Here is a 22,221-nt window from a genome sequence, read left to right on the forward strand (position 1 = left end):
CAGGCCGGCGTGGCGCAGCCAGGGCGCAGCGCCGGCCGGACCGCGCAGGCCGGCACGCAGGCCCAGGTTGCTGAGCGCGTCGAGGCAGGCGGCCATCGTCGTGGTGGCAGGCGCCTGCGCGCCCAGCCCCGGCGCGTGCTTGACGCGACCGCGATAAAGGAAAGACAGGAAGCGGTGATTGAAGATGTCGAGCAGCTCCGCCATGGCGTGGTCGCGCGCCGCGCGGCGCTCCAGCAGCAGCTCGGTGTAAGGCAATGGCAGCGGCCCATTTGCCCCCGCCAGCGACAGGGCCGGCGTGGTCAGCGTGTAGGGCGGCTGGCCGGCCCCCGGGGGCAGCTCACTGTCGGCATGGTCGGCATCTTGCGGCGCACCGGCAACCACCGATGCCACATCGCGTGGCTGGAAGGCCAGCGAGACCAGCCCGCGCAGGCGAACGGCCTCGCCGCTGCCGTCGCCGTGGCCGAGCGGATGCGTACCGGGCGTGGCCCGTTCCAGCAGGCCGATGGCCTGGAACAGGTTGAACGCGGCGGGGTTGGCGGCGAGACGGTCGATCACAGCAGCGTCTGGCAGCCGGTCATCGGCTCCCATTGCTTCCATATCTCGTCTCCGCGGCGCACCACCAGCCGCACAAAGGAATTGACCGAGGTGTACAACGCGAAGAAGCGCGCCAGCACGGCGCCCATCAACAGCGGCGATCCCCCGGCAAAGGCGTCGGCATCGAACTCGATGGCGATCTCGGTGCCACGGCAGAAGCCGCGCCAGGCATCGCCGCCGATATGTGCGGTGACACCGCGCGATTGCACGCTGCGTATGCCACGGATCTGTTCCAGTTCGCGGCTGCCGTCGGCGGCGAAGAGGCGCAGCATCTGCTGCACCTCGTGGCGACCGGTAGCACCGCTGGCCAGCGTGCCGTGATGCAGCGTCAGCAACGACACCAGCCGCCACAGTGATTCGCCGCCCAGCGGCGGATTGCGCTGCACCGTCGGCTCGTACAGCAAACGCACGCGCGCGTTCTGCGAGACGTTCTCCACCAGCATGCGCGCGCCCACCGGCACCTGCTCGGCCAGGCGCCGGTTGGTGCACAGCACGTTGGCATAGGCGACCGGCGCTGCCGGCTGGCCGGTGGACTTGCCCGCATCGACAAAGCTCAGGTAGGTGTCGGTGCCGGACAGGCCGGGCCGCAGGGTCGGCTCGCGGCGGGTCCACCAATACACCCCATCGGCGCCCGCGTCGCCGCTGGCCGCGGCAACCGGTGGCACTGCCTGGGTTCGATCGCTGGCCGGATCGGACAGCACGACCGAGCTGACCGAATGGATCTCGGTGGCGGCCTCGCGCCGCTGGTCCGCCACCAGCCGGTACTCGTAGTGACGCTGGTCGAGCACGATCGGCTCGCTGGTCTGCGAGAACAGGTTGATGGCCGGCACGCAGCCGAGACGGAAATTGCTGGCGCCGATGCGCGCCATGCCGCGCGACACGCGCGCCAGACGCAGCACGATATCGCAGCGCGTACCGCGCCCAAGCCGGCCCGCGGGCAACGCCAGATCGAAGAAGTGGAACTTGCGCGGAAAGGCGAAGTACTCCTGCATCAACCCATAAGCCGGTTGCGCATTGGGCGGCTGCGGCAGCACGGCCTCGTCCGCATCGTAGCCGACCTCACGCCAGGCCGAAGCCGGCAGCAGCGAGGCCTCGCCGTCGCACGGCTCGATGCGCACGCCGGCCACCCCGCTCACCAGCAGTTCGTAAAGCGGCATCGTCACCATCCAGTCGCCATGCAGGTGCAGGCGCAGCGTGGTGAGTTCCAGCTCCGAGAAGTCGACACCGTCGGCACAGGCAAGCGTCAGGCGCAGCGTATGGTCCTGGTCGAGCCGGGCCTGCTCGACCGTCAGCGGCCACAGCGTCGTGTCCCAGCTGGTGCGGAAGCGGCAGGTCTGATCGTTCTCGGTGCGGGCCTGCAGTCCGGTATGGCGAGGTACCCGGTAGCCCGCGGTGACCTTGCCCTGGCTCGGGTCGAGCGCGAACTGCACCACGGTCATCGAGGGCAGCGGCTGCACCAGCGCCGGGCAGACGTTTTCCAGCAGCGACGATGCGACCTGCGGAAAGGACTGGTCGAGATCGCGGTGCACACGTGCGGCCAGGAAGGCTGTCGCCTCGATCAGGCGTTCGGTATGCGGGTCAAGCGATTCGGTGCCGTGCAGCGCCAGGCGCGACGCCACCTTGGGATAGCGTTCGGCGAAAGCCGCGCCCTGCGTACGCAGATAGGACAGCTCCCGCTTGTAGTAGTGCAGGATGTCGCCTTCGCCCAGCTCAGCCATGATCGGCCCCGCGCAGCTGGGCCGTCTCGTCGCCTGCGGCCAGTTCGAACGAAACCCGCTCGGGCGCCTGGCCAAGACAAAGCTCACCGTCGATCAGCAGGACCGGCTGCGCCAACGCGGTGTTCAAAGGGGGACTAAATTGCACGTTCACGTTGCGCAGCCGCGGCTCGAACAAGGTCACGGCATGCCGCACCAGCGCGGCAATCAGCGCGCGGTCCGGGCCGGACTGCAGCGAACGCGAAGAGCAGTCGGGCAGGCCGTAATCAAGCACCGTGCCCTCGCTGGCGAGGAAAGCTTCGGCGGACAGGCGCGAGCGCGTATTGAGCAGGCGTCCCAGTTCGCGCGCCACCGATTGGCGCAACTGCGCCCCGTCGAGCAGGTGCGCCGACGGCTCGGTGCCGCCGGACGCCAGCCGTTCGAACAGGGGCACGGGTGCGCCGCTGATGATCGTCGCCATGGGATCGCCTCGGGCTCAGGTCCGCCAGGCAGGCCTGCCGCTCAGGAAACGGCCTTGTTGGTAGCCAGGTCCCAGCCGAAAGCGGCCGTGCCCTGCTTCTTCGAGTCCGAACCCTGCTTGGTGTATTCGACCTTGATCTCGGTGAAGTCCAGGCAGAACGTGTCCATCGCTTCGCTGCCGCCACCGCCGGTGCTGATGTTGCTGACCATGGTGTTCTTCAGCGTGTAGGTCATCAGCGGCATGAACGTGTCGCCCTCGTTGCGCCCCATCAGCAGCTTGACCACGCCAAGGTCCTTGCCGCCGGCGCAGGCGCCGTACAGGCCCGGGGTGGCCTGGTCGGTCATCTTGCTGAGGGTGATGTTCTGGAAGTCCGGGCGACCCATGGTGCGCTCGGAATTGGAGACATCCCGGTTCATGTGCATCGATACACCATTGCTGAAAGACATGATCTGGATCTTGTCTTCGTGGCCGGTGATCTTGGTGTTGCCCTTGATATCAGTGATCTCGAGGATGATGGTGTCCATGGCTTGTTTGGCTCCGGAGAAACTCGGGTAAGGTCAGCAGGCTGGCTGCGGTGCAAGGGGGCGGCATCGTCCCGCCGCCTTGCACCGCGCGACGGTATCGATCAGGCGGCTGCGGCCGGCAATTCGGCCACCAGGCGCATCGATGCGGTCAGCTCTTCCATCTGGAAGTGCGGCTTCAGGAAGCAGGTCGCACGATAGGCGCCCGGCTTGCCCGGCACTTCCGTCACATCGACCCGTGCCTCGCTGAGCGGGAACCGCGCCTTGGCTTCCTGCGACGCCGACGGGTTGATCAGCACGTAATCCGCGATCCAGTTGTTGAGGAAGTTCTCCACGTCGGTGCGGTTCTGGAAGCTACCCACCTTGTCGCGCATGATCACCTTCAGGTAATGCGCGAAGCGCGATGCCGCCAGCACGTACGGCAGGCGTGCCGACAGCTGCGCGTTGGCGTTGGCCGAGTCCTTGTTGTAGATCTTGGGCTTGTTGGCGGTCTGGCTGCCGAAGAAGGTGGCGCTGTTGGAGCCCTTGGCGTTGACGATGGCGATGAAGCCGAGGTCGTTGAGCTCCTTCTCGCGACGGTCGGTGATGGTCACCTCGGTCGGGCACTTGAGCACCACGTCGCCTTCGTCGGTCTTGTAGGCGTGGGCAACCATGCCGTCCACCTTGCCGCCGCCTTCCACGCCGCGGATCGCGGTTGCCCAGCCGTAGCGGGAGAAGGCGCCGGTGATGCGCAGACCGAGCTGGTAGGCCGAGTTGGCCCACAGGTACTTGCCGTGATCGGTGCCGTCGACGTCTTCCTCGAAGTTGAAGTTCTCGACGGGGTTGGTCTTGGCGCCGTACGGCAGGCGTGCCGCGTAGGACGGCAGCACCAGCGACACATAGCGCGAATCCTCCGACTCGCGGAAGGAGCGCCAGGCAGCCAGCTCGGCGCTCTCGAAGATCTTCGAGAGGTCGCGCGCCACGCCCAGGTCGGTGAACGTCTTGAGGTCGAACAGGCTCGGCGCGGCCGAGGCAATGAACGGTGCGTGGGCGGCTGCGGCCACCTTCGACACGCGCTCCAGCAGCGCCAGGTCCTGCGGATGGCGGCCAAAGCTGTAGTCGCCGATCAGCACGGTGTAGGGATAGCCGCCGAAGGTGCCGTACTCTTCTTCGTAGACCTTCTTGAACAGCACGCTCATGTCGTGGTCGACCGCCGACTCCAGGTCCTTCAGCAGGTCGCGCTTGCTGACGTTGAGCAGGCGCAGCTTCAGGTTCTGGCCGGTCTCGGTGCCGTACACCATGTCATGCAGGCCGGTCCACGACGCTTCCAGCGCCTGGAAGTCCGCGTCGTGCATGATCGCGTTGAGCTGGTCGGAGATCAGCTGGTCGATCTCGGCCACGCGCTCGTTGATGGTTGCCACCAGGCTCTTGTCGGGGCTGGTGCGCATGCCTTCGTCGAGAATCTGCGAGGCCAACTGGCCGATCAGCTTCTTCGCGTAGACGCTCTGCGATGGCTCCACGGCCATGTTGCCTTCCTGCACGATGCGCTCGAGCAGGGTCAGTTCGGTTGCGGCAGCGGCCGCCGCCGTCGATTCGGTCGCCGCTTCGGCGATAGGATTGCTTGCCATCTGGATCACCCTCAGGGAATTCGTTGCTTCCTATGCTTCGGACTTAGCTGGCGTCGGCCGGCGTTTCTGCGGCTACTTCGCTCGCTGCGGCCGGCTGGCCGGCGTCGGCTTCGCTGCGCACCTTCTTCAGCTCATCGGCATCGCGCACGATGCGCTCGAGCAGCGAGTCGAGCTCGTCGTTGCCGTCGAGCTTGCCCAACAGGTCGCGCAGTTGCTGGCGCGCCTCGAGCAGCTTGGCCAGGCGCGGAATCTGCCCCACCAGGCTTTCCGGATGGAAGTCGGCGAACTTCTCGAAGTTCAGTTCGACCTTCAGGTTGGACTGCCCGTCCTTCATGGTGTCGGGAACCGACAGCTCCAGGCGCGGCGCGATCTTGCCCATGATCTCGTCGAAGTTGTCGCGGTCGACCTCGACGAAGCGGCGCTCCTTCAGCTTGGGCAGCGGCTCGGCGGGATGGCCCGACAGGTCGGCCAGAAGGCCGACCACCATGGGCAATTCACGCTTCTCGATGGCGTCACCCACTTCGACGTCGTACGAGATCTGGACACGGGGCGGGCGATTGCGCCCGACCCACTTCTGCAGGCTATTGGACATGGAACTCTCCGGAAGGACTTGAATGCGTCCGAACAATCATCGAATTCGCACAAATATCGTGCGCATGGCAAAGCCCCCCGGCGTAGACGAAATCATCGTCCCACGCCGAGGTCGAAGACGGCCTACGCCGCATCAGCCGCAAGGCAAGCCTTCTTTGGCAATCTTTGTGTTTTAGCTACCCGTTCCTATCGGGACGGCGTGCACAGGCAGCGGGCGCTGCCAGCTCGTTCGCCCCGTCAGGCTCTCTTTTTGCCCCGGAACTTGTTGTGTCAGAAACAACACGACATCCCCGGGAAAACCCCTACTTCCGCGCTTTTGACCCCTAAATCTTTGTGTTTCTGTTGGTTGTGCAACGGAAGTCAGGCGAAATTTACGCTGTGCCACTTGGACAGGACAATACCTGTAATCCGGTATTTTCTGTAGTTCGCGCAAAGTTGCCAGAAACGCGAAAGTCGATGGCATCGAATTGCTCATTTTTGGGTATTCTGAGAGCGATGCATTGATGTCAGTTTTCTGCCTGCGGCGTGGACGGCAAAAGTGTGGCTCGCCCGTCAACCCTCATTTCCACATGAATCCAACTATTGCCAACAAGAAGCCTGCGCTGTCGGGGAACCTCTTGCTGGTCGGACACGAAAAGCGTATGCGCGCCCGCCTCTGCGCGATCCTCTCGGATCTCGACTACACGGCAGACGCACTCGCCTACACCTGCTGCCCCGACGAGGCCCATGCCCTGCTGGTCGAACGCCCATTCGACATGGCCCTGGTCGACAGCAGCCTGGCCAAAGGCAATGGCATCGACCTGATCGGCGCGCTGCATGCGCGCGATCCGCGCCTGCCGATCGTGGTGATCTCCGATCCGGCCGCCGAAGCCGACGTAATGAGTGCCTTGCGCGCCGGAGCCAGCGGCTACCTGCTCAAGGAACGCGACGACACTGAACTCTCGGTCTGCCTGCGCAGTGCCCTGCGCGGCGGCATGCCGATCGATCCGTTCATCGCCAGGCAAGTCCTGCAGTCGCTGGTGCCTGCCGACCCGCACGCCGCCTGCAGCCCGGCCGCCGGCCGCGCCGGCGCCGTGGCCAGGGGCCCGCTGAGCGCGCGCGAACTGGAGATCCTGCGCTGCATCGACCGGGGCGCGACCAACCGCGAAATCGCCGCCGCGCTGTCGCTGTCCACGTTGACCATCGAATCGCACGTCAAGAACATCCACAAGAAACTGGGCGTCAAGACGCGCACGCAGGCCACCTTTGAAGCGCGCCGGTATGGGCTGCTGAACTAAGCGGCCATTTTGAAAATTCGCCGCAGATGAGTTCCGGTAAAAGCCGCCCATCGCTTTTAGCTCGTCCGTCCTCGGACCGGTGGCCACTTTCTAGGGCAGATCAATCGGTTCCCTGGCGACGGCAACCGCGCCCCTGAAGTCTTCCAGCACTCCAGATCATCTCGATCCCGCTCCAGTGTCCTCTGGCGGGCGCGGCCCGCAGCCGGTGGGCCGGCACGCTGGCAGTCACCGCGTGCAGTAGCGATGTCGAAGCAAGGCCCGTCGTGGAACAGGTCCCTGCGTGACAAGAACGCCTGAGGGAATCATTCAATCATGACGTGATGCTTTCGGCGCATGTCGCGCCGGTTCCACGCAGGGAGCGTGGACAAACGCGCATGCTGCTTGTCGGGTGGGCTGACCTCGGCTAGCCTGCTATCGATGTCGATTCTTCGCTGCGCTGCGCTGCGATACCCATTTGATGCCAGAACGCTCGACCACCCGATTTGGCAAGGCGCTGCAGCGCCTGCGCCAGGTCTTTTCCCCGTTGAACCTGGGGGCGGCGGCGTGGCTGATTGCAACATGGGCGTTCGCGGCGTTTCAGCTCGCAAGCGAGCGGGACCGCTTGCTGCACGACGCGGCGGAGCGCACCCAATCGGAGGCGCTGGCGTTCGGCGCCTACTCGAAATCGAGCATCCTGCGGCTGTCCGAGTTCCTCCTGGACCTGCGGACCAGCTGGCTGGTCGGCCAGACGGGATTCATCGACCTGGTGCGTGAGCGGGAGAACCTGGTGGTGGACCTGTCGTTCCAGGTGGCGGTGATCGACAAGCATGGCCTGCTTATCTACTCGTCCATCGCCCCGCCCGCGTCCGGCGAGAAGGTCGACCTGAGCGGGCGCGAGCATTTCCGGGTCCATCAGAACGCGGGCGGGCGCGACACGTTGTTCATCAGCGACCCGGTGAAGGGCAAGATCTCGCGCAAATGGTCGATCCAGTTCACGCGTCCCATCCTGCGCGCGGGCCGCTTCGATGGGGTCATCGTGGTCTCGGTCAGTCCCGAGCAGTTCGCCAGCTTTGCGCAATCGTTCACTAACCGCGACGGCGAAGTGGCGTCGGTCATCAAGACTTCCGGCCAGGTCATTGCGCGCGTGCCGGCGCTGGAGGGCTCGCTGGCAAGGTCGGTCAGCAACAGGCCGTACCTGGATAGTGCATCGCCCCAGTCTGGTAGTTATCGCGCGGTGTCGGGTTCCGAAGGCGTGGAACGGGTCTTCGGCTATTACCGTATTCCGGAGTTCGGGCTCAATTTCGTGGTGGGCGAGTCGATCGACCTGGTGCTGGCGCCCTACGAGGTCTATCGCCGCGTTGCGTTCGCCGGTGCCATCGCTTCGACGCTGCTGCTTGGCCTGTTGTACTACAGCCTGCGCCGCTCCATGGCGGAGCGACGGCGCCATCTGGAGGAGATGCGACTGGCTTCGCTGGTCTACTCGTCCAGTAGCGAGGCCATGGTGGTGACGTCGCTCGAGGGCACCATCATCGACGTGAATCCAGCGTTCGCGGCCGCCACCGGCTATACCGCCGAGGAAATCAAGGGCCGCTCCAGCTATAGCGTCAGCGGGGCAAGTAATGCGGCAGCGCTGGTCGAACGCGTGCGGGCTACCGTGAACGCCAAGGGCAGATGGAGCGGCGAATTCCTCATCCGCCGCAAGGACGGCAGCGAGTTTCCCGCCTACCTGACCGTGGATACCTATCTGGCTGACGCGTATGGCGAGCGCCGCCGCGTCGCGCTGATCCATGACATGACCGAGAAGCGCCAGGCGGAGGAAGTCATCCGGCACCAGGCGAATTTCGACGCGCTCACGGATCTGCCCAACCGCCGCCTGTTCTTCGAGCGGCTGGAGCAGGAGATCGAGCGTTCGCGTGGCACGCAGGATGTGCTGGCGCTGCTGTTCATCGACCTGGATCGCTTCAAGGAGGTGAACGATACCCTCGGCCATAACCAGGGCGACCTGTTGCTGCTGGAGGCGGCGCGGCGCATTGGGGCATCGGTGCGCGCGTCGGATACCGTGGCGCGGCTGGCTGGCGACGAGTTCACCGTGATCCTGCCCGCGGTGGGCGATGCCGGTGTTGCCGGGGACATTGCCGAGGCGATCCTGAAGCAGATTGCCGCGCCTTACCGCCTGGCCGGCGAGCTGGTCGTGGTGTCGGCCAGCATCGGCGTGGCGATCTATCCCAAGGACGCCGACAACGCCGAAACCCTGCTGGTGTACGCCGACCACGCGATGTTTGCCGCCAAGGAGGAGGGTCGCAATCGCTGGAAGATCTTCACCCAGGCGCTGCTGCAGGCCGAGAGGGAGCGCCTGCGCATCACGCAGGACCTGCGCACGGCGCTGGCGTCCAGGCAGTTCGCGCTGCACTACCAGCCCATTGTCGATCTGCGCACGGGCAAGGTCTGCAAGGCCGAGGCCTTGATTCGCTGGAACCATCCGGTGCGCGGGCCGATCCACCCTGCCGATTTCATTCCCGTTGCGGAGGAATCCGGACTCATCATCGACATCGGCCGCTGGGTGCTGGCAGAAGCGCTGGACCGGCTTGCGCGTTGGCAGGCGCTGCTGGGCAAGGGCTTCCAGATCTCGGTGAACAAATCACCCATGGAGTTCTGCGCGCCTGCCAACGGGCCCGAGTCCTGGTCCAGCATGATCGAGCGCAGAAACGTCCCGGTGGGCAGCCTTGTCATCGAGATCACCGAAGGCTCGTTGATGGAGCAGAGCGCCGATATCATGGATCAGCTCTCCCGCTTCCAGGCGGCCGGCATCGAGATCGCGCTCGACGACTTCGGCACCGGCTACTCCTCCTTGTCGTACTTGCGGCGCCTGGACATTGACTACATCAAGATCGACCGGTCCTTCATCCGCTCGCTGACGCGGGGCCCGGACGACGTGGCCTTGTGCCGGGCCATCATCAGCATGGCGCATGCACTGCGCATCCGCGTGATTGCCGAGGGCGTCGAAACCGAATCGCAGCGCGACATCCTGCTGGCTGCCGGCTGCGACTACGGGCAGGGCCACTTCTTCTGTCCGCCAGTGGAGGCCAGCGCGTTCGAGGCCTTTGTGAGCACCGTGACTTGAGGCATCCGGCGTCCTAAGTCGTTCGTGCCGAGGCTCTGGCGCTGCCCATGCAATTCCCTCGAAGGGCTGCCGTGGGTGGTAAATCCGGGCACGGTCGAGGCATAATTGTGAAACTGGTTTCAACGAAACCGAATTCGATGCCGACCCTGTGACCCAACCTGCACCCGACGTGAAACCTGCGGAAAAACTCACCATCCAGGATGTTGCCGACTATGCGGGAGTCTCGAAGGCAACCGTATCGCGCTACCTGAACCGGGGCGGCGAGCAGTTATCGGCAGATGTCGAAGCGCGCGTGGCCGCGGCCATACGCGCGCTCGGCTATAGCCCCAGCCCCATGGCGCAGGGGCTCAAGCGCGGCAAGTCGCGCCTGATCGGGCTCGTGGTGGCGGATGTTTCCAATTCGTTCTCGGTGGCCGTGCTGCGTGGCGTGGAAAAGGCCTGCCGCGACGCCGGCTATATGGTGATGCTGTTCAATCTCGGCAACGACGAGCAACTGGAGCGCGAAGCCATTCGCTCACTGTCGGCTTATCGGGTCGAAGGCTTTATCCTGCACACGCTGGGTCACGATGCCGGTGCCCTGGCCGACGCGGCGCAATTGGGCAAGCCGGTGGTGCTGGTCGACCGCAAGGTCGGCGATGCGGAAGTGGACCTGGTGGCCCTGGACAACCTGACCGCGGTCCATGAGGCGGCCGGCCATCTCGTCGATGCCGGCTATCGGCACCTGCTCTTCATCAGCGAGCCGATCAAGGCCATCAGCTCACGCAATGAGCGGGCCCGCGCTTTTCAGGGCTTTGTCGCCGAACACGCCGACACGGTCAGCGGGACCGCCTTTGAAGCCCAGCGCGGTGACGACAATGCCCTGGATGAAGCGCTGCGCGAGCTGCGCCGTCGCGCCGGCACGGCGCCCATTGCCGTGCTGGCCGCCAACGCGGTCATCTCGCTGCGCGTGGCCGCATCCGCCGGCCGACTGGGGTGGCAGCTGGGCAAAGACCTTGGCCTGATTGGCTTCGATGATCCGGAATGGGCGGCATTGGTCGGGCCTGGCCTTAGTGCCATTTCCCAGCCCACCGACGACATCGGGCGCGTCGCCACCAACTGCCTGCTCGAGCGCCTGCAAGGCACGCAGCTGCCACCACGTCGGGTCCTGTTGCCCGGCACCCTGGTCACGCGCGGGTCCACCCGCCGCACCTGATCCCCTCGCCCGCCTGCGCCGGCACTCGCCCGTGCGCGTCCTGATCCACGCCTGGCACCCGCTGCGCACCGCCAGCGGGTGCGGGAAATTGCTGCTTCCCGCTCCGTAAAAAGCGCCGCCTTGCTCCTAAGGGTTTCCACTGCTGGACCTCTGAAACCGGTTTCCTATAATTCTGAAACCGGTTTCAAGACGGTGTTTGCCGAACGCTGCGATGCCAGCGACACATTCCAATTCTGTGCAGGAGACATTGATGAACGTCCAACGCTTGTTGCGCCGCGTAGCCGCGCCCGTGCTGACTCTGCTGGTCCTGACCAGCGCCGCTTTCACCGCCCAGGCACAGACCGTCGCCGAGATCGTCAAGAAGGGCAAGGTCACCATCGGCGTGGTGACCGGCGCCCCACCCTTCGGCACCACGGACGCCACCGGCAAGCCCGCGGGCTATGACGTCGACGTGGCCAACCTGCTGGGCAAGTACCTGGGTGTGCCCGTCGACATCGTCCCGCTCACCTCGCCAAGCCGGATTCCGGCGCTGGAATCCGGCAAGGTTGATTTCCTGGTCGCGACACTGGCACCGACGCCCGAGCGGGCACGGGCCATCATGTTCAGCGCCCCGTACAGCGCGTTCGAGCTGACCATCTTTGCGCCCGTGGCCGCCAAGTACACGAAGCTGACCGAACTCGGGAAGAAAAAAGTAGGCGTGACGCGCGGCACCACGCAGGACACCGCGCTGACCCGGCTGGCCGTGCCCGGCATGAATATCGTCCGCTTCGAGGACGACGCCACCTGCGCGCAGGCACTGATCAGCAACCAGGTCGACGCCATCGCCCTGCCCAATACCACCGGCAACGAGATCATGAAGGCGCGCGGTGCCGGCAAGTTCGACGCCAAGTTTGCGTTCTCGGTGCAGCCGAATTCGATGGCCGTGCGCCGCGATGCCTTCGAGCTGCGCCAGTGGCTCAACACCACCATCTCCTACGTGAAGCTCAATGGCGAACTCGATGCCATTGCGCAGAAGTGGACCGGCAAGGCGCTGCCCGCGCTGCAGGCGTTCTGAACCAGGCAGCCTGATGTTGCGCGCCGGCGCGAGCCGGCGTGCCAGGAGACCCGCATGAACTACCAATTCGAATGGACCCCGGTGTTGTCGCAGCTGGACCGCTTCGCGGAAGGCGCGGCGATGACGCTGGCGCTCAGCTTCGGTTCGATCCTGCTCGGTACCGTGGTCGGCACCGCAGGCGCCATCGCTGCCGCCTTTGGCGGCCCCTGGCTGCAGCGCGCCGCCAGGGCCTATGTGGAAGCCATCCGCAACACGCCGTTCCTGATCCAGCTCTTCATCATCTTCTTCGGCTTGCCGACCGTGGGCCTGCAGATCGATGCGGTCACCGCCGCAGTGGTTGCGATGACCGTGAACCTCGGCGCCTACTCCACGGAAATCATCCGGGCGGGTTTGCAGGCGGTTCACCGCTCGCAGCTCGAGGCTGCCGCCGCGCTGGGCATGACGCGCTGGCAGTTGATCCGCCACGTCGCGCTGGTGCCGGCCTTCGAGAAGGTCTATCCGGCCCTGACCAGCCAGTTCACGCTGATGATGCTGACGTCGAGCGTGGTGTCGGCGATCTCGGTGGAGGAGTTGACCGCAGTCGCCAGCCAGATCGATTCGCAGACCTTCCGCACCTTCGAGAGCTACATCCTGGTCATGTTCCTCTATATCGGGCTGGCCCTGCTGTTGCGCGCCATCTTTGCCCTGATCGGCAACCTGGTGTTCAAGCGGCGCCGCGTGGTGGGGCGTGCACGAAAGCTGGCCCGCACGGCGCCGGCCATGCCGCTGGCGAAGGTGGAATTGACGACAGCGATGGCCGGGAGCGCGAAATGATTACCGAGTTCTCCTGGAATCATCTTGAAATCCTGCTCCTGGCGGCACGCTGGACGCTCTGGGTGACTTTGCTCGCCTTCGTCGGCGGCACGCTGGCCGGTTTCCTGGTGGCGCTGGCGCGCACCGCCAGAAGCCCCCTGCTGCGCCTGGCCAGTACGGCCTATATCCAGGTGGTGCAAGGAACGCCGGTGCTGATCGTGCTGTTCCTGAGCTACTACGGGCTCTCCGTGCTGGGGCTCAAGCTGTCGCCAATGGTCGCGGCCATGCTGGCGATGTCGATCTACGCGAGCGCCTATCTTGGCGAAATCTGGCGCGGCTGCATCGAGGCCGTGCCGCAGGGACAGTGGGAGGCCAGCGAGGCGCTTGCCCTGACCCGCTGGCAGCAACTGCGCTACGTGGTGCTGCCGCAGGCGGTCCGGCTGGCGCTGCCGCCCACGGTGGGGTTCTCGGTCCAGCTGGTCAAGAACACCTCGATCACTTCCATCATCGGCGTCGTCGAACTGACGCGCGCCGGCCAGCTGATCAACAACGCGACCTTCCAGCCCTTCGCGGTCTTTGTGGTCGTCGCACTTATCTACTTCGCGCTTTGCTTCCCGCTGTCGTCGGCAGCCAGGCGCATGGAAAGGAGGCTCCATGTCAATCGTTGAAGCACAGGGCGTGCACAAGTCCTATGGCCACGTCGAAGTCCTGAAGGGCGTGTCGTTTGCGATCGAGCCCGGCCAGGTGGTCGCCATCATTGGCCGCAGCGGTTCCGGCAAGAGCACCATGCTGCGTTGCCTGAACGGCCTGGAGACGATCAATGCCGGCAATATCACCGTTGCCGGGCACAAGCTGGACCACGACCGCAAGCGCCTGCTGGACCTGCGCCGCGACGTGGGCATGGTGTTCCAGAGCTACAACCTGTTTCCGCACCTGACCGTGGGCGAGAACATCGCGCTGGCGCCATCCATCGTGAAGAAGATGGCCGCGGGCAAGATCGACGGCATCGTCGATCAGGTGCTGACCCAGGTCGGCCTGCTGGACAAGAAGGACCGCTACCCCGAGCAGTTGTCGGGCGGGCAGCAGCAGCGCGTGGCCATCGCCAGGTCGCTGGCGATGGAGCCCAAGGTCATGCTGTTCGACGAGGTCACCTCCGCGCTCGACCCCGAGCTGACGGCGGAAGTGCTGCGGGTCATGGAAAACCTGGCCGCCTCCGGCATGACCATGGTGCTGGTCACGCATGAGATGGAGTTCGCGCGCCGCATGGCGCATACCACCATCTTCATGCACCAGGGCAAGGTCCACGAAGCGGGGCCTTCCAAGGCGTTGTTCGCACAGCCGCAGACGCCCGAGCTGCAACAATTCCTCAGCGCGGGAGCACTGAAATGAGCCAGCGGCAAACCAATGACGCTTCACGCCCGCCGGTGCTGATCTCGCTGACGGCCTATGGCGCCGACCTCGCCCTGCGCGACGGACAGGCTGCGCTGGCACGCATTGCAGCGGCCGCGGGCGCGGACGGCGTGGAATTCCGCGGCGAACTCCAGCGCGGGCACAAGGATGAAGTCAGCGAACAGCGCGAGGTCGCCGGGCAGCATGGACTGGGCGTGGTCTGGTCGAGCCCGGAAGGCCTGTGGGATGACGCAGGCAGCGTAGACGCTGCCGCGCTCGACCGCGCCTTCACGACTGCGTCGGCGCTCGGTGCGACCCGGGTCAAGATGTCGCTTGGCGGCTATCGGACAGGTACGTCGCTGGAAGCCTTGCTCCCATGGCTGCGGCACGATGGCATCGAGCTCGTCGTGGAAAACGACCAGACCGCCCAGGCCGGCACGGTACCGCCGCTGCGCGATTTCTTCGCGCGCATCGCGGCACTCGGCGAGACCGTGCCGATGACCTTCGACATGGGCAACTGGCACTGGACCGGCGAAGACCCGCTCGACGCCGCGCAGGTCTTCGGCGCCGGCGTCGGCTACGTGCACTGCAAGGGCGTGCAGCGCACCCCTGCCAAATGGGTCGCCGTGCCGCTCGACCAGTCTGCGGCACCCTGGCGCAGCATCCTGCGCCGCCTGCCCGCCCACGTTGCCCGTGCAATCGAATTCCCGCTGCAAGGCGAAGATCTGGTACAGGTCACCCGCAGTCATGTCGAACTGCTGCGCTCGGTGGAGGTGCCCGCATGAGCCCCGATCTCGACGTGGTCACGCTGGGCGAGGCGATGCTGATGCTGGTCGCCGGAGAAGCCGGGCCGCTCGAAGGCGCGCAGACCTTCCACAAGCGCACCGCCGGTGCCGAGACCAATGTGGCGATCGGCCTGTCGCGCCTTGGCCTGAAGGTCGGCTGGGCCAGCCGGCTCGGCAACGACTCGATGGCGCGCTACCTCCTCAGTGAAATGCAACGCGAAGGCGTGGATTGCAGCCAGGTCGTGTGCGAACCCGGAGAACGCACCGGTTTCCAGTTCAAGGGCCGTGTCGATGACGGCAGCGATCCGCCCGTCGAGTACCACCGCCGCGGCTCGGCGGCGAGCCGCATGACTCCCGGACACCTGGACGACAAGTGGCTGCGGCGCTCGCGGCACCTGCACGTCACCGGCGTATTTCCCGCGCTCGCCGACGGCACGCAAGCCGCCACGCGCCAGGCCATCTCCACCATGCGCGCCGCCGGACGCACGATCTCGTTCGATCCGAACCTGCGGCCCACGCTGTGGGCCACGCCCGAGCTGATGCGGGAGACGCTGAACGACCTGGCGCAGCAGTGCGACTGGGTGCTGCCCGGCATCGAAGAAGGACGCTTCCTTACCGGCCATGCCGAGCCGGAGCGCATCGCCGCCTTTTATCGGGCCCGCGGTGCCAGGTTGGTGGTGGTGAAGCTTGGCGCCGACGGTGCGTACTTCGATGGCGAGTCCGGCACCGGTCATGTCGAGGCATTCAACGTGACGAAAGTCGTCGACACCGTGGGCGCCGGTGATGGCTTTGCCGTGGGCGTGATCAGCGCGCTGCTGGAAGGCCGGCCGGTGGGCGACGCCGTCCGTCGCGGTGCATGGATCGGCGCGCGCGCAGTCCAGGTCCGCGGCGATACCGAAGGCTTGCCCACTCATGCCCAACTGGCGGCAGCCAGTTTGTGAAGCCACTGCGAGGATATCCATGCGCAAGAATGTATTGGTGTTTCGCTCGATACCTGACGACCTGCTCGCCAGGATCGAGTCCGAGCATGACGTGATCGTGGCCGACCCGCGCCAGCCGGCACAACGCCCGGCTTTCCGCGCCGCGCTGGCAAGCGCCCATGGACTCATTGGCTCCAGCGTAAAGCTAGGCGGGGCGGAACTGGCCGATGCCGGCCGACTGGAGGTGATTTCCAGTATTTCGGTGGGCGTCGACAACTACGACCTCGCCTGCCTGCACCGTCGCGGCATCATGCTGTGCCACACGCCCGGCGTACTCACCGAGACCACCGCCGACACTGTCTTCGCGCTCATCATGGCCACGAGCCGACGATTGGTCGAGCTGGCAGCCCATGTGCGCGAGGGCCGCTGGGCTGCCAATATCGGCGAGAACCTGTTCGGCTGGGACGTGCATGGCAAGACACTGGCGATCCTGGGCTTCGGGCGCATCGGCCAGGCGGTGGCACGACGCGCGGCGCTTGGCTTCGGCATGGAAGTGCTTTACGTCAACGAGACGGCGGCGGAGCCGCCCGATCTGGTGGGGCGCGCGACGCGGACCAATCTCGACGATGCCCTGCGGCGCGCCGATATCGTCGCGGTCACGCTGCCCCTCACCGACAGCACGCGTGGCCTCATGGGCCAGCGCGAGTTCGCGCTGATGAAGCCGGGTGCCATCTTTGTCAACGGCGCGCGCGGCCAGATCGTGCAGGAAGACGCGCTGCTCGCGGCGCTGGACAGCGGCCACCTGCGCGCCGCCGGGCTGGACGTCTTCGCCACCGAACCACTGCCGCAGGATTCGCCGCTGCGCATCCATCCCATGGTCACCGCCCTGCCCCATATCGGCTCGGCCACGCATGAGACCCGGCGCGCGATGGCCGAGCTTGCCACGCGCAACCTGCTGGACGCGCTCGCCGGTCGGCAACCGGCCGCGCGCTTCGACGTGGCCGCCTTTGCTCCCCAGGCAGCCGCCTGACTTTCCCCGCAAGGACATCCCGCAATGCCAAGTTCCATTCCCACGCTGTGCGGCTCGATCATGGGCGAGCCCTTTACCTTCAATGTGCGCATCCACAATGCCGCCTACCGCGCGCTCGGAATCGACTACACCTTTGTGTGCTTCGGCGTGCAGGACGTGCCCGGCGCGGTGAAATCGATCCGCGCGCTGGGCGTGCGCGGCATGAATGTCTCGATGCCGCACAAGCAGGCCGTGATTCCGCATCTGGACCATCTCGATGAAACCGCCCGCGCCATTGGCGCAGTCAATACCATCAACAACCTCGATGGTGTACTGACCGGCTACAACACGGATTGCATCGGCGCCGTGCGCGCCTTCGAGGAAGTGACCGAGGTGGCCGGCAAGCGCATTGCACTGCTGGGCGCAGGTGGCGCGGCGCGGGCGATGGCCTACGGCCTGTGCCAGGCCGGCGCCAGCGTGACTGTGTTCAATCGCACCGCGGCACGCGGCGAAGAACTGGCCGCGTCGCTTGGTCTGCGCTTTGGCGGTGGGCTGGCGGACTTCCGCGCGGCGGATTTCGACATGCTCGCCAACGCGACCGCCGCGGGCTTTCGCGCCCCCGACGTCAACCCGGTCTCCGGACAACTCGCCGCACACCTGATCGTCATGGATGCCGCCTTTATCCCGGTCAGGAGCAAGCTGATCCGCGATGCCGCCGCGCTTGGCTGCCGCACCATCGACGGCACACGCATGATGCTGCACCAGGCATGCGCCCAGGTCGAGTTCTACACCGGGTGCGCGCGCGCACCGATCGAGGCCATGGAGACCGCGTTGCTTGAGGAGATTGCCCGCCTGTCCTAAGCGCTCCGCCGCCCTTTGCTTCCTGACGCCTACACGCTCACTCGCTCACTCGCTCCCATGACCCGTATCAGCACCCGCCCGCTTGCCGTCCCATGCTCCACGTTCGACGGAGCCTTCCAATGACCCTCCGACGCGAGCGACACACCAAGATCGTTGCCACGCTTGGCCCAGCCTCTTCCACCGCGGAGATGATCCTCCAGCTCTTCAAGGCTGGTGCCGACACCTTCCGCCTGAACTTCAGCCATGGCACCCATGAGGACCACCAGGCCCGGCTGGCCCTGATCCGCGAGGCGGAATCGCTGACCGGCCGGCCTGCAGGCGTGCTGCTGGACCTGCAGGGCCCGAAGCTGCGGCTGGGCACGTTCCCCGGCGGCCCGGTCCGGCTCAACGCCGGGCAGCCGTTCCGCCTGCAGCTGGACGCCGTGCCGGGCAGCCAGCACGTCGCCCACTTGCCGCACCGCGAGATCTTCGAGGCGCTGCGGCCTGGCCACGCGCTGTTGATCGACGACGGTCGGGTGCGCCTGCGCGTGCGCGAAGCCGGCCCGGACTTCGCGGAAACCATCGTGGAGACCGGTGGCACCGTGTCCGACCGCAAAGGTGTCAACGTGCCAGACTGCGCGCTGAACCTGTCAGCGTTGACGGAGAAGGATCACCGCGACCTGCGCTTCGGCATGACGCTCGGCGTCGACTGGATCGCCCTGTCCTTCGTCCAGTCGGCACGCGATATCGAAGAGGTCCGCGCGATCGTCGGCAAGGACGTGGCGATCATGGCCAAGATCGAGAAGCCCGCAGCGCTGACCGACATCGATGCCATCGTCGGCGCGGCCGACGGCATCATGGTGGCCCGCGGCGATCTGGGCGTCGAAATGCCGCCCGAGGAAGTGCCGGCAATCCAGAAGCGCCTGACCCGCCTCTGCCGCGAGGCCGGCAAGCCGCTGGTCGTGGCTACGCAGATGCTGGAATCCATGATCGGTGCCCCCGCGCCGACGCGGGCGGAGGCGTCGGACGTCGCCACCGCCGTGTATGACGGGGTGGACGCCGTCATGCTGTCGGCCGAGTCCGCGTCGGGCGAGTATCCGGTCGAAGCCGTGCAGATGATGGCCCGCATCATCCGCAATACCGAGCGGGACAAGCTGCAGCGCGACACCATGCACGCCATTGCCACCCGGCGCGACGCCGTATCGGCGGACGCCATCGGCGCGGCGATCCGTACCGTCGCCGACATCCTGCCGCTGACTGCCTGCGTGACCTACACCGTGTCCGGCGCCAGTGCGTTGCGCGTGGCGCGCGAGCGGCCGAATGTGCCGATCGTGGGCATGACGCCCCACGCGCAAACCGCGCGGCGGCTGGCGCTGGTCTGGGGCGTCCACCCGGTCCATACCCATGACGCGCATAGCGTCGAAGAGATGGTTGCGCACGCCACCGAAGTGGCCAAGCGCGAAGGCTTCGCCTCGGACCAGCAACCGTTCGCCATCGTCGCCGGCATGCCGTTCGGCACGCCGGGGTCTACCAACCTGCTGCGTCTCGTCTCTCCTGTCTGACCGCCCACCGCACTGTCCTGCTGACCGACCATGCCCTCCATACCGACCCAAGCCGATCTGGCCCGCCATTTCCCTCGCCTTGCCGACATCCCGGCTGAACAGCGCCTGGATGCCCCCTTGCACCAACGCGGGATCCTCATTAACGGAAACATCCAAAGCTGGGATGGCCCTTTTCGCACTGTCCTTTCACCAGTACAAGTCCGCGACGACCATGACAACCTGACTGCCGTGGAGGTGGGCAGCTTCCCCGTCACCACCGTCAAGGAAAGCCTGCAGGCCCTCGACGCCGCGGTGGCCGCCTACGCATCGGGCACGGGACCGTGGCCGACCATGGCGGTCGAGGCCCGCATCGCACACGTGCAGGATTTCACGCGGCGCCTGCTGGAACAGCGCACACAGATCGTCAAGCTGATCATGTGGGAAATCGGCAAGTCGGCAGCCGACTCGGCCAAGGAATTCGATCGCACCATCGCCTATATCCGGCAGACCATCGATGCGCTGAAGGAACTCGACAACAACAATTCGCGTTTCCAGGTGGTCGAGGAAACCATCGCCCAGGTACGCCGCGCGCCGCTGGGCGTGGTGCTGTGCATGGGACCCTACAACTACCCGCTGAATGAAACCTTCACCACCCTGATCCCGGCGCTGATCATGGGCAACGTGGTGCTGTTCAAGCCGCCGAAGTTCGGCACGCTGCTGTTCGAACCGATCCTGGAGGCGTTCCGCGCGGCCTTTCCGCCTGGCGTGGTCAACACCGTTTACGGCCGTGGGGAAGAGGTGGTGCCGCCGCTGATGGCTTCCGGCAAGGTCAACGTACTGGCGCTGATCGGGTCATCGCGCGTGGCGGACCAGCTCAAGAAACTGCATCCCAAGACCAACCGCCTGCGTGCCGTGCTCGGCCTGGATGCCAAGAACGCGGCCATCGTGCTGCCGGATGCGGATCTCGATCTCGCCGTCAGGGAATGCGTGCTGGGGGCGCTCTCGTTCAACGGCCAGCGCTGCACGGCGTTGAAAACGCTGCTGGTGCACCGGTCGGTGGCGCGGCCCTTCCTCGACAAGCTCGTCGACGCGGTAGGCCAGCTCAAGCTTGGCATGCCGTGGGAAGCCGGCGTATCCATCACGCCGCTGCCGGATGCCAACAAGCCGCGCTATATCGCGGAGTGCATTGCCGATGCGCAGTCAAAGGGTGCCGAGGTGCTGAACCCTGCCGGCGGCCTCGCCTGTGCTTCGCTGGTCGTGCCGGCCATTGTCTATCCGGTCGACGCACGCATGCGCTTGTATCGTGAAGAACAGTTTGGCCCGGTGATTCCGGTTGTGCCGTTCGATGATGTCAGCACGGCATTGGATTACGTCGAGTCGTCCGACTATGGGCAGCAGGTGAGCATCTTCGGGACCGATCCCGAGCAGATCGCGCGGCTGGTGGATCCGCTGGTGAACCAGGTTTGCCGCGTGAACATCAATTGCCAATGCCAGCGGGGGCCGGATGTGTTTCCGTTTACGGGAAGGAAGGATTCGGCCGAAGGGACCCTGTCGGTCAGCGATGCGCTGCGCGCCTTTTCGATCCGCACCATGATCGCCGCCAAGGCAACCAATGCATCGAAAGCGCTGCTGGACGAAATCGTGCTCGGACACAAGTCGACCTTCATCAACACGCGCTTCATCTTCTGAGCCTTGCGGCCCGGGCCAGCCTCACTCTCACTTCTTCAGGTTGGTCCTGGCCACCAGCGCCTTCATCACCGCATCGTCAGCCGCGATCATCGCCTTGAACGTCGCCGCGTCGGCATAGGCAACGCCCAGGTTCTGCCGGCGCAGCGCCGCGACGAACACCGGGTCCGCCACCGCCTTGCGGCTGGCGGCCGCAAGGATTTCAAGCACCTCGGGCGGCGTGCCTTTGGGCGCGGCCAGCCCGCGCCATGTCCCGATCGCGAGGTCGATACCCCGCTCGCGCAGCGTCGGCACGTTCTCGAAGCCGCTGACACGCTGCCCGGCCATCACCGCGAGCGTCTTCAGCTTGCCCGCTGCCACATAGGCCGATACCTCGGCGGGACTGACGGCCACCGCGTCGATATGCCCGCCCATCAGCGCCACCAGCGCCGGCGCCGCACCGGTGAACGGCACATGATTGAACCTGACGTGCGCCTTGTCCTCCAGCGCCGTCGCCGCAAGGTGCCAGATCGAGCCCGGACCGGAATTCCCGACCTGCACCTCTCCAGGGTGCGCCCTGGCGAATGCCAGGAACGCCTCGATGGTGTTCCAGCGCGAATCGGCCTTGACCGTGATCGCGGACGGATCGGCATTCAAACGCGCGATCGGCACCAGCTGGGCGGGATCGAACGTGGTCGGCCCGAGATGCGGGATGATCACGGCTTCCGCGATGATGATGCCGAGCTTGTAGCCATCCGGCTTCGCGCGGGCCACTTCCGTCATGCCGATTGCGCCACTGGCACCGGGCTTGTTCACCACGGTCAGCGGCTGCGACAGGTACTTGCGCATGGCTTCGCTGAACGCGCGTGCGACCGTATCGGTACCGCCGCCTGCCGTGCTCGGCACCACGAGTTCGACGGGATGCTCCGGGTAGGACGCCGCGGGAGCCTGCCCAGTGACAGCCAGTGAGAGCAGCAATGCGGCAATGTGAAGCAGCTTGCGGGGAATTCGCATGGATGACTCACATTCCGGGCTGGTCGGCGAAGTTGATTCCCATCGGAAACCTCTGGCCCAGTGTAAGGGATCATGCCGGGATAAAGCTGGAAATGACGCATAATTCCAAAAGTGACAAATAGCCCGCCCTTACTGCGTTGATGCATTGATTGCGC

At 65.7% G+C, this 22,221-nt stretch carries 20 protein-coding genes; 13 read left to right on the forward strand and 7 right to left on the reverse strand.

Annotated features, from left to right (window positions below; all coding sequences use genetic code 11):
* The 6 genes from KHO41_RS29425 to tssB all read right to left on the reverse strand — a co-directional run.
* Positions 1–597, reverse strand: a 597-nt coding sequence (locus KHO41_RS29425) for a type VI secretion system baseplate subunit TssG (protein WP_244874092.1), incomplete at its 3' end; no start/stop codon positions are given.
* Complete coding sequence (tssF, locus tag KHO41_RS29430; RefSeq protein WP_211956768.1) at positions 552–2,312, reverse strand: type VI secretion system baseplate subunit TssF; 1,761 nt, start codon at positions 2,310–2,312, stop codon at positions 552–554. The genes tssF and KHO41_RS29425, both read right to left, overlap by 46 nt.
* A complete protein-coding gene (tssE, locus tag KHO41_RS29435; RefSeq protein ID WP_211956769.1) occupies positions 2,305–2,769 on the reverse strand; it encodes a type VI secretion system baseplate subunit TssE in 465 nt (154 codons plus the stop codon). Before tssE ends, tssF begins: the two co-directional genes overlap by 8 nt.
* Before the next feature lie 41 nt (positions 2,770–2,810).
* Positions 2,811–3,293 carry an Hcp family type VI secretion system effector gene (locus KHO41_RS29440; protein ID WP_011297894.1) on the reverse strand — a complete coding sequence of 161 codons (483 nt, stop codon included), beginning with the start codon at positions 3,291–3,293 and terminating at the stop codon, positions 2,811–2,813.
* Between the two features lie 101 nt (positions 3,294–3,394).
* Entirely contained in the window at positions 3,395–4,897 is a 1,503-nt protein-coding gene (gene tssC / locus KHO41_RS29445; protein ID WP_211956770.1) for a type VI secretion system contractile sheath large subunit, read from the reverse strand.
* Positions 4,898–4,940: 43 nt separating this feature from the next.
* Complete coding sequence (gene tssB / locus KHO41_RS29450) at positions 4,941–5,489, reverse strand: type VI secretion system contractile sheath small subunit (protein WP_211956771.1); 549 nt, start codon at positions 5,487–5,489, stop codon at positions 4,941–4,943.
* Between the two features lie 568 nt (positions 5,490–6,057).
* On the opposite strand from tssB, the gene KHO41_RS29455 reads away from it, so the two are divergent.
* From KHO41_RS29455 to KHO41_RS29515, 13 genes are all read left to right on the forward strand, one after another.
* A complete protein-coding gene (locus KHO41_RS29455) occupies positions 6,058–6,765 on the forward strand; it encodes a LuxR C-terminal-related transcriptional regulator (RefSeq protein ID WP_244874093.1) in 708 nt (235 codons plus the stop codon).
* A gap of 457 nt (positions 6,766–7,222) precedes the next feature.
* Positions 7,223–9,865, forward strand: a complete 2,643-nt coding sequence (locus KHO41_RS29460) for a bifunctional diguanylate cyclase/phosphodiesterase (protein ID WP_211956773.1) — start codon at positions 7,223–7,225, stop codon at positions 9,863–9,865.
* Between the two features lie 148 nt (positions 9,866–10,013).
* Positions 10,014–11,057 (forward strand): LacI family DNA-binding transcriptional regulator, encoded by a 1,044-nt coding sequence (locus KHO41_RS29465; protein ID WP_244874094.1) that lies wholly within the window; start codon positions 10,014–10,016, stop codon positions 11,055–11,057.
* 250 nt (positions 11,058–11,307) lie between these two features.
* Positions 11,308–12,111, forward strand: coding sequence for a transporter substrate-binding domain-containing protein (locus tag KHO41_RS29470; protein WP_211956774.1), 804 nt, complete (start codon positions 11,308–11,310; stop codon positions 12,109–12,111).
* 54 nt (positions 12,112–12,165) lie between these two features.
* Positions 12,166–12,924 carry an amino acid ABC transporter permease gene (locus KHO41_RS29475; RefSeq protein ID WP_211956775.1) on the forward strand — a complete coding sequence of 253 codons (759 nt, stop codon included), beginning with the start codon at positions 12,166–12,168 and terminating at the stop codon, positions 12,922–12,924.
* The gene (locus KHO41_RS29480; RefSeq protein WP_211956776.1) at positions 12,921–13,571 is read left to right on the forward strand and encodes an amino acid ABC transporter permease; all 651 of its coding nucleotides are present in this window, start codon (positions 12,921–12,923) and stop codon (positions 13,569–13,571) included. Before KHO41_RS29475 ends, KHO41_RS29480 begins: the two co-directional genes overlap by 4 nt.
* A complete protein-coding gene (locus KHO41_RS29485; RefSeq protein ID WP_211956777.1) occupies positions 13,558–14,292 on the forward strand; it encodes an amino acid ABC transporter ATP-binding protein in 735 nt (244 codons plus the stop codon). The genes KHO41_RS29480 and KHO41_RS29485 overlap by 14 nt, the downstream gene beginning before the upstream one ends.
* Complete coding sequence (locus tag KHO41_RS29490) at positions 14,289–15,077, forward strand: sugar phosphate isomerase/epimerase family protein (protein WP_211956778.1); 789 nt, start codon at positions 14,289–14,291, stop codon at positions 15,075–15,077. The genes KHO41_RS29485 and KHO41_RS29490 overlap by 4 nt, the downstream gene beginning before the upstream one ends.
* Positions 15,074–16,018 carry a sugar kinase gene (locus tag KHO41_RS29495; RefSeq protein ID WP_211956779.1) on the forward strand — a complete coding sequence of 315 codons (945 nt, stop codon included), beginning with the start codon at positions 15,074–15,076 and terminating at the stop codon, positions 16,016–16,018. Before KHO41_RS29490 ends, KHO41_RS29495 begins: the two co-directional genes overlap by 4 nt.
* A 19-nt stretch (positions 16,019–16,037) precedes the next feature.
* A complete protein-coding gene (locus KHO41_RS29500) occupies positions 16,038–17,027 on the forward strand; it encodes a 2-hydroxyacid dehydrogenase (protein WP_211956780.1) in 990 nt (329 codons plus the stop codon).
* Between the two features lie 24 nt (positions 17,028–17,051).
* A complete protein-coding gene (locus KHO41_RS29505; RefSeq protein WP_211956781.1) occupies positions 17,052–17,867 on the forward strand; it encodes a shikimate dehydrogenase family protein in 816 nt (271 codons plus the stop codon).
* 119 nt (positions 17,868–17,986) lie between these two features.
* Positions 17,987–19,408 (forward strand): pyruvate kinase, encoded by a 1,422-nt coding sequence (gene pyk / locus KHO41_RS29510; RefSeq protein WP_211956782.1) that lies wholly within the window; start codon positions 17,987–17,989, stop codon positions 19,406–19,408.
* Between the two features lie 39 nt (positions 19,409–19,447).
* Positions 19,448–21,076, forward strand: a complete 1,629-nt coding sequence (locus KHO41_RS29515) for an NADP-dependent glyceraldehyde-3-phosphate dehydrogenase (RefSeq protein ID WP_376989777.1) — start codon at positions 19,448–19,450, stop codon at positions 21,074–21,076.
* 27 nt (positions 21,077–21,103) lie between these two features.
* On the opposite strand, the gene KHO41_RS29520 is transcribed toward KHO41_RS29515, so the two are convergent.
* On the reverse strand, positions 21,104–22,066 hold the full coding sequence (locus KHO41_RS29520; protein ID WP_211956784.1) for a Bug family tripartite tricarboxylate transporter substrate binding protein: 963 nt from the start codon (positions 22,064–22,066) through the stop codon (positions 21,104–21,106).
* Positions 22,067–22,221: the final 155 nt, after the last annotated feature.

Source organism: Cupriavidus numazuensis (genome assembly GCF_905397435.1).
Classification (GTDB): Bacteria; Pseudomonadota; Gammaproteobacteria; order Burkholderiales; family Burkholderiaceae; genus Cupriavidus; species Cupriavidus numazuensis.

What these genes read in the sequence shown, in the direction of transcription:
- KHO41_RS29440 (WP_011297894.1), bottom strand. Translation starts at nt 3,293, where the DNA reads ATGGACACCATCATCCTCGAGATCACTGATATCAAGGGCAACACCAAG.
- KHO41_RS29490 (WP_211956778.1), top strand. Translation starts at nt 14,289, where the DNA reads ATGAGCCAGCGGCAAACCAATGACGCTTCACGCCCGCCGGTGCTGATC.
- KHO41_RS29460 (WP_211956773.1), top strand. Translation starts at nt 7,223, where the DNA reads ATGCCAGAACGCTCGACCACCCGATTTGGCAAGGCGCTGCAGCGCCTG.
- KHO41_RS29505 (WP_211956781.1), top strand. Translation starts at nt 17,052, where the DNA reads ATGCCAAGTTCCATTCCCACGCTGTGCGGCTCGATCATGGGCGAGCCC.
- KHO41_RS29495 (WP_211956779.1), top strand. Translation starts at nt 15,074, where the DNA reads ATGAGCCCCGATCTCGACGTGGTCACGCTGGGCGAGGCGATGCTGATG.
- KHO41_RS29485 (WP_211956777.1), top strand. Translation starts at nt 13,558, where the DNA reads ATGTCAATCGTTGAAGCACAGGGCGTGCACAAGTCCTATGGCCACGTC.
- KHO41_RS29455 (WP_244874093.1), top strand. Translation starts at nt 6,058, where the DNA reads ATGAATCCAACTATTGCCAACAAGAAGCCTGCGCTGTCGGGGAACCTC.
- KHO41_RS29520 (WP_211956784.1), bottom strand. Translation starts at nt 22,066, where the DNA reads ATGCGAATTCCCCGCAAGCTGCTTCACATTGCCGCATTGCTGCTCTCA.
- KHO41_RS29480 (WP_211956776.1), top strand. Translation starts at nt 12,921, where the DNA reads ATGATTACCGAGTTCTCCTGGAATCATCTTGAAATCCTGCTCCTGGCG.
- tssE (WP_211956769.1), bottom strand. Translation starts at nt 2,769, where the DNA reads ATGGCGACGATCATCAGCGGCGCACCCGTGCCCCTGTTCGAACGGCTG.
- tssC (WP_211956770.1), bottom strand. Translation starts at nt 4,897, where the DNA reads ATGGCAAGCAATCCTATCGCCGAAGCGGCGACCGAATCGACGGCGGCG.
- tssF (WP_211956768.1), bottom strand. Translation starts at nt 2,312, where the DNA reads ATGGCTGAGCTGGGCGAAGGCGACATCCTGCACTACTACAAGCGGGAG.
- tssB (WP_211956771.1), bottom strand. Translation starts at nt 5,489, where the DNA reads ATGTCCAATAGCCTGCAGAAGTGGGTCGGGCGCAATCGCCCGCCCCGT.
- KHO41_RS29475 (WP_211956775.1), top strand. Translation starts at nt 12,166, where the DNA reads ATGAACTACCAATTCGAATGGACCCCGGTGTTGTCGCAGCTGGACCGC.
- KHO41_RS29470 (WP_211956774.1), top strand. Translation starts at nt 11,308, where the DNA reads ATGAACGTCCAACGCTTGTTGCGCCGCGTAGCCGCGCCCGTGCTGACT.
- KHO41_RS29500 (WP_211956780.1), top strand. Translation starts at nt 16,038, where the DNA reads ATGCGCAAGAATGTATTGGTGTTTCGCTCGATACCTGACGACCTGCTC.
- pyk (WP_211956782.1), top strand. Translation starts at nt 17,987, where the DNA reads ATGACCCTCCGACGCGAGCGACACACCAAGATCGTTGCCACGCTTGGC.